Annotated in this window: 15 protein-coding genes and 1 riboswitch; of the genes, 6 read left to right on the forward strand and 9 right to left on the reverse strand. The window is 53.1% G+C overall.

Going from position 1 to position 13,002, the window contains the following annotated elements; translation table 11 throughout:
- The first annotated feature begins 61 nt into the window (after positions 1 to 61).
- The 3 genes from IE061_RS01745 to IE061_RS01755 all read left to right on the forward strand — a co-directional run bounded on the left by IE061_RS01745 (position 62) and on the right by IE061_RS01755 (position 1,549).
- The gene (locus tag IE061_RS01745; protein WP_193460801.1) at positions 62 to 883 is read left to right on the forward strand and encodes an aldo/keto reductase; all 822 of its coding nucleotides are present in this window, start codon (positions 62 to 64) and stop codon (positions 881 to 883) included.
- 163 nt (positions 884 to 1,046) lie between these two features.
- Positions 1,047 to 1,298 carry a type II toxin-antitoxin system Phd/YefM family antitoxin gene (locus IE061_RS01750; protein ID WP_039176654.1) on the forward strand — a complete coding sequence of 84 codons (252 nt, stop codon included), beginning with the start codon at positions 1,047 to 1,049 and terminating at the stop codon, positions 1,296 to 1,298.
- Positions 1,295 to 1,549, forward strand: a complete 255-nt coding sequence (locus IE061_RS01755) for a Txe/YoeB family addiction module toxin (protein WP_117618974.1) — start codon at positions 1,295 to 1,297, stop codon at positions 1,547 to 1,549. Before IE061_RS01750 ends, IE061_RS01755 begins: the two co-directional genes overlap by 4 nt.
- 160 nt (positions 1,550 to 1,709) lie before the next feature.
- On the opposite strand, the gene IE061_RS01760 is transcribed toward IE061_RS01755, so the two are convergent.
- The 9 genes from IE061_RS01760 to IE061_RS01800 form a co-directional block, all read right to left on the reverse strand.
- On the reverse strand, positions 1,710 to 2,690 hold the full coding sequence (locus IE061_RS01760; RefSeq protein ID WP_193460802.1) for an alpha/beta hydrolase: 981 nt from the start codon (positions 2,688 to 2,690) through the stop codon (positions 1,710 to 1,712).
- A gap of 105 nt (positions 2,691 to 2,795) precedes the next feature.
- Positions 2,796 to 3,077: a type II toxin-antitoxin system RelE/ParE family toxin gene (locus tag IE061_RS01765; RefSeq protein WP_139525304.1), complete on the reverse strand. Its 282-nt coding sequence runs from the start codon at positions 3,075 to 3,077 to the stop codon at positions 2,796 to 2,798.
- Complete coding sequence (locus tag IE061_RS01770; RefSeq protein WP_139525303.1) at positions 3,074 to 3,346, reverse strand: CopG family ribbon-helix-helix protein; 273 nt, start codon at positions 3,344 to 3,346, stop codon at positions 3,074 to 3,076. The genes IE061_RS01765 and IE061_RS01770 overlap by 4 nt, the downstream gene beginning before the upstream one ends.
- A gap of 78 nt (positions 3,347 to 3,424) precedes the next feature.
- Positions 3,425 to 4,102, reverse strand: a complete 678-nt coding sequence (locus IE061_RS01775; RefSeq protein WP_139525302.1) for a hypothetical protein — start codon at positions 4,100 to 4,102, stop codon at positions 3,425 to 3,427.
- A gap of 99 nt (positions 4,103 to 4,201) precedes the next feature.
- Positions 4,202 to 5,953 carry a hypothetical protein gene (locus tag IE061_RS01780; protein ID WP_193460803.1) on the reverse strand — a complete coding sequence of 584 codons (1,752 nt, stop codon included), beginning with the start codon at positions 5,951 to 5,953 and terminating at the stop codon, positions 4,202 to 4,204.
- Between the two features lie 85 nt (positions 5,954 to 6,038).
- Positions 6,039 to 6,599 carry a hypothetical protein gene (locus IE061_RS01785; protein WP_193460804.1) on the reverse strand — a complete coding sequence of 187 codons (561 nt, stop codon included), beginning with the start codon at positions 6,597 to 6,599 and terminating at the stop codon, positions 6,039 to 6,041.
- A 91-nt stretch (positions 6,600 to 6,690) separates the two neighbouring features.
- The gene (locus tag IE061_RS01790) at positions 6,691 to 7,584 is read right to left on the reverse strand and encodes a DUF2971 domain-containing protein (RefSeq protein WP_193460805.1); all 894 of its coding nucleotides are present in this window, start codon (positions 7,582 to 7,584) and stop codon (positions 6,691 to 6,693) included.
- An 80-nt stretch (positions 7,585 to 7,664) separates the two neighbouring features.
- On the reverse strand, positions 7,665 to 8,045 hold the full coding sequence (locus IE061_RS01795; RefSeq protein ID WP_139525298.1) for a hypothetical protein: 381 nt from the start codon (positions 8,043 to 8,045) through the stop codon (positions 7,665 to 7,667).
- Positions 8,046 to 8,170: 125 nt separating this feature from the next.
- The gene (locus IE061_RS01800; RefSeq protein WP_139525297.1) at positions 8,171 to 8,731 is read right to left on the reverse strand and encodes an SMI1/KNR4 family protein; all 561 of its coding nucleotides are present in this window, start codon (positions 8,729 to 8,731) and stop codon (positions 8,171 to 8,173) included.
- 387 nt (positions 8,732 to 9,118) lie between these two features.
- Positions 9,119 to 9,250: riboswitch (TPP riboswitch) on the forward strand.
- A gap of 85 nt (positions 9,251 to 9,335) precedes the next feature.
- Between IE061_RS01800 and tenA the strand changes: the two genes are divergently transcribed.
- From tenA to aztC, 3 genes are all read left to right on the forward strand, one after another.
- A complete protein-coding gene (gene tenA, locus IE061_RS01805) occupies positions 9,336 to 10,004 on the forward strand; it encodes a thiaminase II (protein ID WP_193460806.1) in 669 nt (222 codons plus the stop codon).
- A 25-nt stretch (positions 10,005 to 10,029) separates the two neighbouring features.
- A complete protein-coding gene (thiC, locus tag IE061_RS01810; protein WP_230478345.1) occupies positions 10,030 to 11,946 on the forward strand; it encodes a phosphomethylpyrimidine synthase ThiC in 1,917 nt (638 codons plus the stop codon).
- A gap of 116 nt (positions 11,947 to 12,062) precedes the next feature.
- Positions 12,063 to 12,995, forward strand: a complete 933-nt coding sequence (gene aztC / locus IE061_RS01815; RefSeq protein ID WP_193460807.1) for a zinc ABC transporter substrate-binding protein AztC — start codon at positions 12,063 to 12,065, stop codon at positions 12,993 to 12,995.
- The last annotated feature ends 7 nt before the right edge of the window (positions 12,996 to 13,002 follow it).

Genomic DNA, 13,002 nt, shown 5'->3' on the forward strand with positions numbered 1-13,002 from the left:
GGCGATGGCCTCGGGCAGTCAGAACCACATCGCAACAGAAATGCCATCAGGAGAGCAAGATATGCAGACGATTGAGCTAGGCGGCGTGAGCGTACCCCGTATTGGTCAGGGGACCTGGCACATGGGCGAGGATACCAGGCAGCGGCAGGCTGAGGTCAGGGCGCTGCGTGAAGGCCTGGATTTGGGGATGACGCTGATCGATACCGCCGAGATGTATGCCGAGGGCGGCGCTGAAGAAATCGTGGGTGAAGCCATTCGTGGGCGGCGCGAGCAGGCGTATCTGGTCAGCAAGGTTTATCCCCACAATGCCAGCACCGAAGGTGTTCAAGCCGCCTGCGAACGCAGCCTGCGCCGATTGGGCACCGATACGATTGATCTCTACCTGCTGCACTGGCGCGGCCAATACCCGCTGAGCGAAACCGTGGAAGCGTTTGAGCGGCTACGCGAGCAAGGCAAGATCCTGCGCTGGGGCGTATCGAACTTCGACGTTGACGACCTGGAAGAGCTAAAAGCGCCCGCGTGCGCCACTAACCAAGTCCTCTACAACCCCGAAGCACGGGGCATCGAATACGACCTGCTGCCCTGGCAAGCCCAGCAAAACATGCCGCTTATGGCCTACTGCCCCATTGGGCAAGGCGGCGCGCTACTTCGAGACGGCACCCTGCAACGCATCGCCGACAAACACAGCGCCACCTCTGCGCAAATCGCGCTTGCCTGGGCACTGCGCCACCCCGGCGTGATCGCGATTCCGAAAGCCGTGAGCCTGGACCACCTCAAACAGAACGCTGATGCAGATAAGGTCCGGCTCGATGACGAGGACCTGGCACAGCTGGATGCCGCCTATCCGCCGCCAACACGCAAGCAGAGCTTAATGATGGTGTGAGCAATCGCCTATCAACGGCTTAGCGTGGGATACGATTCGTGGGTATCACCGGCTCAACCGCTGTTTTAAAGTGGAGAAAACCGAACGCGGCGAAGCCAATTGGCAAACCCAACCCTGTACGCTATTCTGTACATTAACAAGATCGCGTACAGGAGTACCCTTTATGGATGCCATCAGCTACACCGCCGCTAGAACCAACCTAGCAAAAACCATGGAGCAGGTCTGTGAAGACCACTCTCCTGTGATCATCACCCGCAATAAGGCGCAATCCGTGGTCATGATCTCTCTCGAAGACTATGAAGCACTGCAAGAGACAGCCTACCTCCTGCGCGCGCCCAAAAACGCCCGCCGTTTACTGGAATCCGTTGCCGAGTTGGAGCAAGGGGGCGGTCAGGAAAAGGAGCTTCTTGAATGAAGCTCATCTTTTCCGAGAACGCCTGGGAAGACTATTTGTACTGGCAGAAAACTGACAAAAAGATTCTCAACCGAATCAACAAGCTAATCAAAGAAATCAAGCGAGAGCCATTTGAAGGAGTCGGCAAGCCAGAACCCCTTAAACACAGCCTCGCGGGTTACTGGTCTCGGCGAATCAACGAAGAACACCGCATCGTTTACAAGGTCACGGACGACGCTTTGCTTATTGCCCAACTGCGGTATCACTACTGATTTAACGCTGAGCTTTCCCTCAATGTGGATAGGCCCTCGCAAGATCACCAACCAGTTTTTCAAACAGATGCTGTTAGGATAAGCCACTTAAGGCCTAACATATCAGCCCCCAGCGGCCCAGGGCAGGAGCGCCTTAATGGCGATAAGGCTGGTTGGGCTTCTAAGGTAGACGCTGCACACGGTCGGTGAATTCGACGATGCGCTCCACCAACAGTGGGGCTACAGGCAGCGATGCGTCTGAGTACGAAGCGCTTTGCTGCGCCGGATTGGTCGAAACCATCTTGAGCACGTGGTTCATTCCCTCCACGAGCAACAGTTCTGCATCTGGACGCACTTGCTTGAGCGCCTCCGCTTCGCTCGGACTGACCTGTACGTCCGTGGTGCCGTGGATGATCAGCACCTCGCCGGGGGCATGCTGGATTTTCTGGGTCGGCACGTACCGAAACCAAGAGATCAGGTAAGGTTGCACGCTAGAACGGAACAACGAGGCCAACGCTGGCGGCACGCCCTCTGTCGTGCGACCTTGCTCCAGCTCGGAGAGAATGCGCTCACTGTCCTGCCACAGCTCATCCGAAAGCTGCGGGCGCAACTGATCGCGGATAATCTCTGGCGCGGAACGTGCCGGTGCAGCAACCGAAATGAAGGCATCTGCACGCGCTTGCCTTGCTGCGAGCATACCGATCAGTGCCCCCTCACTGTGCCCGAGCATGGTGATCGTGCCAAAGCGAGAATCCGTCCGAAGCTGACGAACCCATGCGGCGGCATCCTCTACGTAGGTGTCGAAGCGTAGCTCATCCTCCAAAGGTGCAGCGGCTGCACTGGCCGCCACTCCCCGCTTGTCATAGCGGACCGAGGCGATCCCCCGCACAGCAAGCGCCTCGGCAAGCAGCTTCAGGCTATCGTTTGCCCCCGGTAAAATAGCACTGTTGCCATTGCGATCCGTGGGACCGGAACCGGCATGCAGCAACACAAGCGGATGTGGCCCGGTAGAGGGCGGCAGGAGCAAAGAACCAAAAAGGGTGCCGGTGGCGGTTTCCAAACGAACATCCGGTTCACTGGGCTGCGCCGGGGCATGCGGCTCGCTCGCCAAGCCAGATGCCGAGAACAGGATCAAGAAACCAACAGCGATGCGCAATATCACGTGAACACAACCCTCAATGTGATGGGCTAACCCCAAAGTGCCCCCGTGACCAGGACGTAGCGAAGCGGAGACAAGGGCGTCCAAGTGCCGCGTTTGGTTAAATTGCTATCGTTCGCCCTCAAGGCCATGCCACACCCGGAGAATAATGATGGCACTGGCATGAACTGAATATCGAACAACGTATTTTCCGAAAACCATATCTCGAACAGAGTCAGGCACCGGTGCCATTTCAACTGGTGTGCCCATTCTGGGGAAGTCGGGAAGTAATTCGATTTTGCCAACCAGCTCGGTAGCAATCCTGGCTGCCGCCGACGGGTTGTGCACAGCAACGAACTCCCTGAGGCGTTTCAAATCATCAATGGCTTCATCCGTGTAAACCAGCTTCACTTACCTGACCTCGGCGCATCCTGCTCGTTTTCGGTTCCCCAGCTATTAAGCCAATTGTGAACCTCGCTGGCATCAACGACCTTGCCTTGGGCAGCAGACTCCATTGCATCTAGCGTTTGTTTCCAACGCTCTTGCTCAAGCTGCTGCTTTTCTATGTATTCCGACAATGCCTGGTTGATCACCCAGCTTTTGCTACGGTGCAGCCTGCTGGCGATTGCTTCCAAACGCTGTTCAACTTCTGCCTGAAGGCGAACCGTGGTGACGCTCATGATTATGCCCCTCATACTGGGTGACTACAATGTATTACAGCATAGTCTGCGAGGGTAGGCAAAAAATTTAACAAAGCCTCAAGAAGAGGCGCGCGTTTTTTGCGCGTCCTTCTTACTTGATTTTTTAGGCTTAGCTTTTCGATATAGCTGCAATACTGCCAGCCTCTTTATTTCTGATTCTATGCCAGACCAGCCAAGATAATAATTACCGCCAATTGAGTATGATTTATATGCCAATAAGCTATCACTGGGAACTTTTTCTACTGGCATAGCTGGGTTATTGGACGCTAGAATAATTACTGAATCTCTTGGGCTTGGTCTCACATTCCAAAACCGACTATTTGGAAGAAACGACATTACTACACCATTGATTGGGGCACCAATTTTCAAATAGTTATTAAGCGCTCCCTCTATTTTATTAAGGCCGTAGGCTACGTCATCGGTTGTTGCATCAGGAGAATAACCGGACAGAGGATTTCTGTTGTTGATTTCAGTTACCAATACACAGGTGTTTTGACTACGAAATATTAAGCAGGGTAATTGCTTGATATAAAATACAGTTCCTCTAGTTCTTCTCTTCTCTGCGTATTCTTTAGCGGATTCGAAAGTAGTGTGCATGCAGCCGTTTGCATACTGAGTTACCCATGTACTATGCCAAGCATTCCTTCCCGTATGAACGTAATAAATTAGCCCCCTAGAAATTCCTTTTAGAGGGCTGCTATCAAGTAGATGTGTAGATGCTTGTACGAGTTCCATGATAGAGCCTAACGCCGCGCTCTGCGGCAAATTTGGAGCGCAGCGTAAAATTTGTCCGGCAGCAGCGCCTTGTTATGCCAATGTCCCGCGTATTTCACTTTATGGTTTTCCGAATAGTAACTTTCCAATCCACCAAATTGATTGGCCAAAATTGGATATTAACTGCTCTCCTTGTCGCAAATATGAGCTGCTGTCGTCAATCCCCGCGAGCTTTAACGCATCCCCGATCTTCGAACTGGTAGGATGAGCATCACCTACTCGCATATCGTATGCCCCTGCGATTGGGCCAAATATTTTACGAGCTTTTTCAGGCCCTACTTTTTGAGCCAGCACATCCTCTAGTAGTTTATTTGAACCCAATTTGTCTTTATTTGAATGTGTTGAAAGTTTACGAAGCTCACACACATCCAATCTGTCAGAAAATACACGAACAAGTTCTTTTGCGAGCCGAAGAAGAGATGCCTGATCCTTGCTGGCAAAACGAGATATGTGCTTCAAAACTTCTGAGCGGTTAATGTCATGTGTGAAGAGCGGAACGCCGAAGGTGTGACGAAATCCGTTTTCAAGCATAGCCATTACCTCAAAGAAAAGATCCTCCACGGCATGCGTAGATGCCGGTTGAGCCTTCACTTGGGATTCCAACAACTCACTTGATACCTTCCCATCTGGAACGACATTATGTGCCGCCCAGATATGCTGCTCCCATGCAGGAAGGCGAGCAATGTCATCAGCGTAGACGGTGATTAAATCTGAAGAGTTTATCCCAAAGTGAATCGAATACCCGGAAGTTGATTTGATTCCGCCAGTTTCTGCTGTATACCACCCGAGCGAAAATCCACGCAGCTCAAGAAGCTCATTAATAATACTGGTACGAAACCAAAGCCATCTTCCAATGTCTTCACTATTTAATTCGGCAGACGGCAAACGAGTACCATCAGTTTCCACTATGAACTGAGGTAGGTTGTTATCTGCGTCCCCTCTTACGCGAGTGCTAGTCCCTTGGTGATCTATCCATTCGTCCCGCCAGAACTCCCCCTCCACTCGAACACCTTTATAGCCACCTTTTTGTCCTTGGGAGCTTTCATAATCAGTGTTTTCGTTGGTTTCTGGTCCCATCACGGGTGCATCATCTTCTTCATCTACGTCAGTTCGCCAAGTGCGAAACATTGCCCAGCTTCCGCCAAAAACGTCGTTGATGTCGCGAACCAGTAGCTCATATCGACCGCCATCTCGCTCTTCTTGATGGCCTTCTATGCCTGCGTAGTCGCTAGTTTCAAGAGAGGATACATTTTCAACTCTTTGACGGTAGTAAGAGAGCCGTAACGCTAAGTTCCTAGCGGCCAAGTAATCAAGTAAGTATTCTCTCTTGATTTCTATGAGGCGCTGCTCACCGTTCTCGTCGAGAGTCTCACGAGCGACAACCACAAAATTCTCTTCAGGCCGAACCCAATTATCCCCTTCTTTAATGAGGCGAAGGGCTGCAACAAGGTCCGGGTTTAATATCCATTGCCTTCCTCCTACAACTGGTAAAGGTAACTCCAGGACTAAGTGAACGCCTATCGGTTCTTTGTCGTTATATTGATACTCATAAATAGTCGAGTAGAAGCCATCCTCGTATGCATAAGGGGCAATCGTTCTGCTAAGCCCGATGTCCCCCCAGCTTAATTTCTCAGCTATTTCACGGTTTTCTGGCGAGAACGCAACGGACCCACATCCAAAGAACTCGTTGCTATAACCTATGTTTTTAACGTTGCCGTTCTCGTTCTCTACAGAAGCTCGCAAAGGTACCCAAGTCGATTTAGAAAATGTACGACGGGTCTTCTTCTTTTGAAGAATCCAATCTTGATCCATCGGTGATTAGTCTCCTGAGGCATAACGTTCGCATTTGCGGCTGCTTTGGAGCGCAGCGAAAAACCAGTCCGGCAACATGCGCTTGTTAAATACTATACGTGGCGAAGAACCTCATGGCGCCCGATTTCGATAGGAACTCCTCACCAACTAACATCGGCTGATACATCATGCCACCGGTGAGCTCTGATGGATGTTTTGAGACTACCGCACCTTTGCCGTCCTCAAGACCATGAATCTTTGCGTAAGTCGTTGGAAGAGAGAAGTCCAATATCTCCAGTGAGGGAAGGGTCAGCCACGCATGGATATTTATACTAGGGCCGTTGATACCGCGCTTGAGCATCTCGGACAAGCTTTCCTCTGTCTGCTTGAACATTTCGCTTTTTTCAAGGCTCACCCAACCGATGGTGTAGTAGGCGTCACAACGCAGAATTTTTTCGATAACCGGTTTTAGCCTCATATGAAGCGAGAGACACTGAGCCACGACATCCTCTTCGCTCAACTCGCCCATAATGTCTCGTATCGCAATTGGAAGGCAGCTTAAGGCCTCTTGGGTCAGAAAACGGGTATCACTTAATTCAACGCCCGGAGCGTTCAGGCCAAAGCGTGTTGTTCGTTCCAGCGCATCTAAAAAATTTGACTCGTACACCTACACTCTCCTTGGTATTTAACGCCCGCAACAGCGGAAATTTAGGAGCGCTAGCGAGTAAATTTTCCGACTGCTTGCGTTTGTTAACACTTTACAATGTATGGTTAGCAACATCGCTCAACTTATGCTCTTTTATCATCCATCGAGCTATTTCACCAAACTCATTTTCAAGTTCAGAAAATACATGGGCTGTTCTCGGACTTATCAAAGGGTTCATTTCAGAAGCAGGAAGATTATACTTAATTGATTCTTTTCTAAACTCGTAACCCCAGTTGGCGATAGCAGCCAGATTCAATGCAATCTTTGTATTCTTGATTTTGTTCCAAATCTCTCTTTGGCGCTCTAGAGGCATTCTTTCACCAAGAGTGATGGACTTTATCGCATCCATTGGGACATTCATTACATAAACTGGAAAGCCCTTATAATCACCAACCTTCTTGCAATCAGAGAGATTTCTAACAATTCTATATTCTTGCTCATATTCCCAATCTTTGGGCTTTACACAAAGCTCGGCTATAGGAATTGGAGATTCACCACTTAAATAAGCACTAATGTCCTTTTTAGGTCTTTGCTCTCGATACTCTATATTAAATAGGCCCGTAAAAAATTCATGTTCTTCGTCAAACTCAATAACAGCTCCTGAGTACTCATCTGCATAATGTGACCACATTAGCAGAGATGACTCATTTTTAGATAAACATAGAATACCAACGGACTGATTCAGAGAGCTTAAAATCTTTCTGGAGTTGATGTCATTGCAATGGTCAGACTCAAAGTCAATTGGTAATTCTCCAACACTTGGCTGCCTTCTTGGTGCAAGTACGTCAAAGCTGATAGAGATATCTTTGGGTTCGAAATCCTCCGGAACATGTAATTCTGGAACCATTTCAAACGGGTCATTGAAAGCCCCAGGTTGAGTAAATCTGACACTCCCATCCAAAACCCTCAACGTATTCTCAGGTGTCAAATACTTGTATAGAGGCACAGTCTCTCCTTGAGTGTTAACGCCCGCGTAAAGCGCGCGAGGTACGAGCGTCGCCTTTAACGCGTTTGTTAGCACACTGCCTATTCATACGGATAAGACTTTCCTTCTAGCATGCCGCCATTCGACAAAGTAATTTCCAGTCGTTTGAACAGACCGAAGAAGTCAACGAGGTTCATATCCACGCGTACGCGCCTTGCTTCTATTACATCACCACTAGCAGCAAGCAAAGAAGGAAGATCAGGGTGCCCCTTCAGGTCGGTCACGAAGAACGTAACGTAAACTGGATCCTTATGGGTGCCATGATTCTCTCCAGCCCACATTTTGACGCCTACAACAAACTCTTCGTCGCTGATCAAGTCATTGTCTTTGAGCCACTTTGCTGCATTCTCTTTATCCGCGCGGTCGGCAGCTGCGCTACCTTTCATGTCATTGTATTGTACTGATGCTTTAAAAGTGTCCATTCTCTCTCCTTTGGGTTGTAGTGCTAACGCCTCAAACACCGGATTAGTGAAGTTGGCGGCTTTTTTGCGCAAGCGAAAAAGGTGACAGCTTTACCAAGTCCGCGTGCTTTGACTTGTTAGGTGCTTTATTCACTGTAGATTACATTACCATTTAAATCATAAACCTCTTCATATTGAAGGAGATTTGATACAAACTCATTAAAAGTATTTGCCACAACTAGACTATTGCCTTCATCCGTCTCTGTGACAATAACCTTGGGTTCAGTAAAAGAATCTCCATAGTCTAGGGCCAACCATGTATGGCCATCACCTTCTAGCGGCACATATGTTTCCGGAAGGCCCCACTCTCTGCCAGAGCTTATGGAGCTATATATTGAGTATTCCGAATTAGGATCTACGCTTGCAAACGTGCCAATTTCGTAAAAGCCTTCACCAAAATAGTATTGTAGAGTTTCGTTTTCACAAGACGGGAGTTTAACTACCTTAGTTTCTTCTGATTCGGAGAATTTCACATACTCTTTAGGTAGTGTGAATCCATATTTTTCCTTGAAGTAACTAAGAGCTTCTTCGTGCGTGTAAACTCGATAGTTTTCAACTTCTCGAACACCACCGCATTCAGGGCAAACAAAGTATGCAGTTCCGTCAACGATGTCTGGATTTTTGAGTTCTCTGCTACAACATCTCATACTTTGATACTCGCGCACCTAACAGTGATTATACGTCCTGCCATGAAACCTCAATGAACGTGACATCACAATGACTGAGGTTTCATAGCCACCAAATTGAATCTACCTCATTGATTCTACAGCGTGCAAAGAGAATTTTGGCGATGTAGCCAAAATTCTCGGGCTTGCGCGTTTTACTCACCTCAATATTACTGTTTTTATAAACAGCAATATGGAGCCATTTCCTCATGAAACTGATGGAACGCGTCAAGGTAACCATGGGGGTCAAGCACTCAACGCCATCGCCTTTTTCTTGTCGTTTATTGCTCTCACGGCAGACCACCTCTGTGCGCCCAATAAAATACGCCCCCTTGCATCTCCCCCACCCGCCTCCTACACTGCGCTGAATACTGCTTGACGGGGTGCCGGTGGAACCGGCTGAGATCGCTATACGGCTGGCTGCTACAGCAAGTCGTCACGGCGGGGCCCGTTGAACCTGATCCGGCTAGTACCGGCGTAGGAATCAAGCGGTGGTTGGGGTGCGCCGTGTTCACCTGATACCTTGCCCCAACTCACTCTCCTTTCGCCCGTGCGCCGGTTCGCTGTACCACCGGAGGCATTCAATATGGGCTACCGCTTTACCGATCTCACCACCGCTTGCCAGAACGATTGGCGCGCTTACATCGAGCACGATTTCGTGCGTCAGCTGGGCAACGCCACGCTGCCTGAGGCGTCGTTTCGCCACTACCTGAAGCAGGATTACCTGTTCTTGATCCACTTCGCCCGCGCCTACGCGCTGGCCACTTACAAAAGCCCTACCTTGGCGGATTTGCGCCAAGCCCACGAGGGCCTGAAAGCCATCGTGGATGTGGAGCTGGGCCTGCACGTGGGCTTTTGCCAGGAGTGGGGCATCAGCGAGCAGGAGCTTGCCGAACTTCCCGAAGCCCGCGCTACGCTGGCCTACACCCGCTATGTGCTGGACACCGGCAACCGCGGCGACCTGCTCGATTTGCACGTGGCGCTGGCCCCGTGCCTGGTGGGCTACGGCGAAATCGCCAACTGGCTGAACGCGCAGCCCTCTACGCTGCGCGGCGAGCAGAATCCTTTCGATGCCTGGATCGCCATGTACGAAGGCGAGGAGTTCCAGGCCGCCATGCAGGCCGAGCTTGCGTGGCTCGATGCCCGCCTGGCGGATGTCACCCCTGCCCGTTTTGCTGAGCTGAGCAAGATCTTCCGCGATGCCACCCGCCTGGAAATCGACTTCTGGCAGATGGGTTTAGACCTTTCTGAATAACCTCCTACAACACAGAGCAACCGTCATGACCAAGACCGTCAAAAGCAGAACCGCGCACTTTTTAGCCGAAACCGCCCAGGTCGATGCCGCCGCCGTGGCCCCACTGCCCGGCTCGCGCAAGGTGTACGTGGAAGGCTCACGGCCGGATATTCGCGTGCCGTTTCGGGAAATTACCCTCTCGCCCACCAAAACCAGCGGCGTGGATGAGCAGAACCCGCCGCTGCTGGTGTACGACACTTCCGGCCCCTACACCGACCCCAACGCCTGCATCGATTTGCGCCAGGGCCTGCCGGAGCTGCGCCGGGCCTGGATCGAAGAGCGCAATGACACCGAGTTTTTGGATGGCCCCACCAGCCAGTATGGCCAGCGCCGCGCCAACGACCCTACCCTTGCCCAGCTGCGCTTTGATTTGACCCGCACACCCCGCCGGGCGAAAGCGGGCAAGAACGTGACCCAGCTGCACTACGCCCGCCAGGGCATCATCACGCCGGAAATGGAATTTATCGCCCTGCGGGAAAACCAGCGCCGCCAGGCGTTGGGAACGGCAGAAGTAGAGCGCATTCTGGGCCATCAGCATGCGGGCCAGAGCTTCGGCGCCAGCTTGCCCAAGGAGATCACGCCGGAGTTCGTGCGCGATGAGGTGGCCCGTGGCCGGGCGATCATTCCCAACAACATCAACCACCCGGAAAGCGAGCCGATGATCATTGGCCGCAACTTCCTGGTGAAGATCAACGGCAACCTGGGCAACTCGGCGGTCACCTCTTCCATCGAAGAGGAAGTGGACAAGATGACCTGGGGCATCCGCTGGGGCGCGGATACCATCATGGATCTCTCCACCGGCCAGAACATCCATGAAACCCGCGAGTGGATCATCCGCAACTCGCCGGTGCCGATTGGCACGGTGCCCATCTATCAGGCGCTGGAGAAGGTCAACGGCATTGCCGAGAACCTCACCTGGGAGATCTTCCGCGATACGCTGATCGAGCAGGCGGAACAGGGGGTGGATTACTTCACTATCCACGCCGGGGTACTGCTGCGCTACGTGCCGCTCACCGCCAACCGCGTCACCGGCATCGTCAGCCGTGGCGGTTCCATCATGGCGAAGTGGTGCTTGTATCACCATCAGGAGAGCTTCCTGTACACCCATTTCGAGGAGATCTGCGAGATCTGCAAGCAGTACGATGTGGCGTTCTCGCTGGGCGACGGCCTGCGCCCCGGCTCCATTGCCGATGCCAACGACGAAGCGCAAATGGCGGAGCTGAAAACCCTGGGCGAACTCACCCACATTGCCTGGAAACACGACGTGCAGGTGATGATCGAAGGCCCCGGCCACGTGCCCATGCACCTGGTGAAGGAGAACATGGACAAGCAGCTGGAGTACTGCGACGAAGCGCCCTTCTATACCCTCGGCCCGCTGGTGACGGATATCGCCCCCGGCTACGACCACATTACCTCTGGCATTGGGGCGGCGATGATTGGCTGGTTTGGCTGCGCCATGCTCTGCTACGTAACGCCGAAAGAGCACCTGGGCCTGCCCAACAAGGATGACGTGAAAACCGGCATCATCACCTACAAGATTGCCGCCCACGCGGCGGATTTGGCCAAGGGCCACCCGGCGGCGCAGCGGCGCGATAACGCGCTCTCCAAGGCGCGCTTCGAGTTCCGCTGGGAAGACCAGTTCAACCTGGGCCTGGACCCGGACACCGCCCGGGAATTCCACGATGAAACCCTGCCGAAGGATTCCGCCAAGGTGGCCCACTTCTGCTCCATGTGCGGGCCGAAGTTCTGCTCGATGAAGATCAGCCAGGAAGTGCGCGACACCTACCGCGACCGCACCCCGGAAAACGCCAGCGAAAGCGACGCCGAGGCGGTGAAGCGCGGCATGCAGGAGCAGGCGGAGAAATTCCGCCGGGAAGGCAGCGAGCTGTACCAGGAGGTGTGACCGCTCTCCCCCCGCCTGCGGGCGGGGGGAGCAACCCACTGGATGTTCGACCTCTTTCATGTTCGGCCCCTTTGTTGTTATGTTATAACATATACATTCAATCAAGGAGCCTCACCGTGGGTCTGTTGAAACGCGTACCTTCTCTGCTGGCGGCGGGCATGATGGCGCTGGGCAGCCTGAACGCCATGGCCGATGAGCCCGCCCTGAACGTGGTGGCCTCGTTCTCGATCATCGAAGACCTGGCCCGCCAGGTCGGTGGTGAACGCATCGCGCTGACCAGCATCGTGGGCGCCAACGACGACGCCCACGTTTACGAGCCCACCCCCGCCGACGTTCGCCAGGTGGCGCAGGCAGACGTGGTGCTCATCAATGGCCTAATGTTCGAGGGCTTTCTTACCCGTCTGATCGAGGCCAGTGGTACCGAAGCCAGCGTGGTCACCGTCTCGGAGCACGCGGTGCATCTCGAAGACCCCATGGGCAGGCACTACCACTTTTATGGCGACCGGGCGGTGTTCCATGAAGCGCCCTATGACCCCCACGCGTGGCAGTCGGTGCCCAATGCCAAGGCATATGTCGCGCGCATTGCCGACGCCTTCTGCGAGGCGGACCCGGAAGGCTGCGATACCTACCGCACCAACCAGCAGCGCTACGAACAGGACCTGGAAGCGCTGGAGCAGGAAATCCACGCGCGCATCGCCACGATTCCCGAATCCCGGCGTACCGTGGTGGTGGCTCACCATGCCTTTCGCTACTTCGAAGAGGCCTACGGCGTGCGCTTTCTGGCCCCGCAGGGGGTCTCCACCGAATCCGAAGCCACCGCCGCCCATGTGGCGAAGCTGATCGATGCCATCGAGCAGCAGAGCGCCGTGGCGGTATTTGCCGAAAACATTTCCAACCCTCGGCTGGTCGAGCAAATCGCTCAGGAGGCCGGCCTGTCGCTCAGCGGCACCCTCTACTCGGACGCGCTGTCGCGGGAGGATGGCCCGGCGGCCAGCTACCTCGACATGATGCGCCATAACGTCGACACCCTGGTCACGGCACTGCAGTAGCCACCCA

The organism is Vreelandella hamiltonii (assembly GCF_014651795.1).
In the GTDB taxonomy this organism is placed as follows: domain Bacteria; phylum Pseudomonadota; class Gammaproteobacteria; order Pseudomonadales; family Halomonadaceae; genus Vreelandella; species Vreelandella hamiltonii.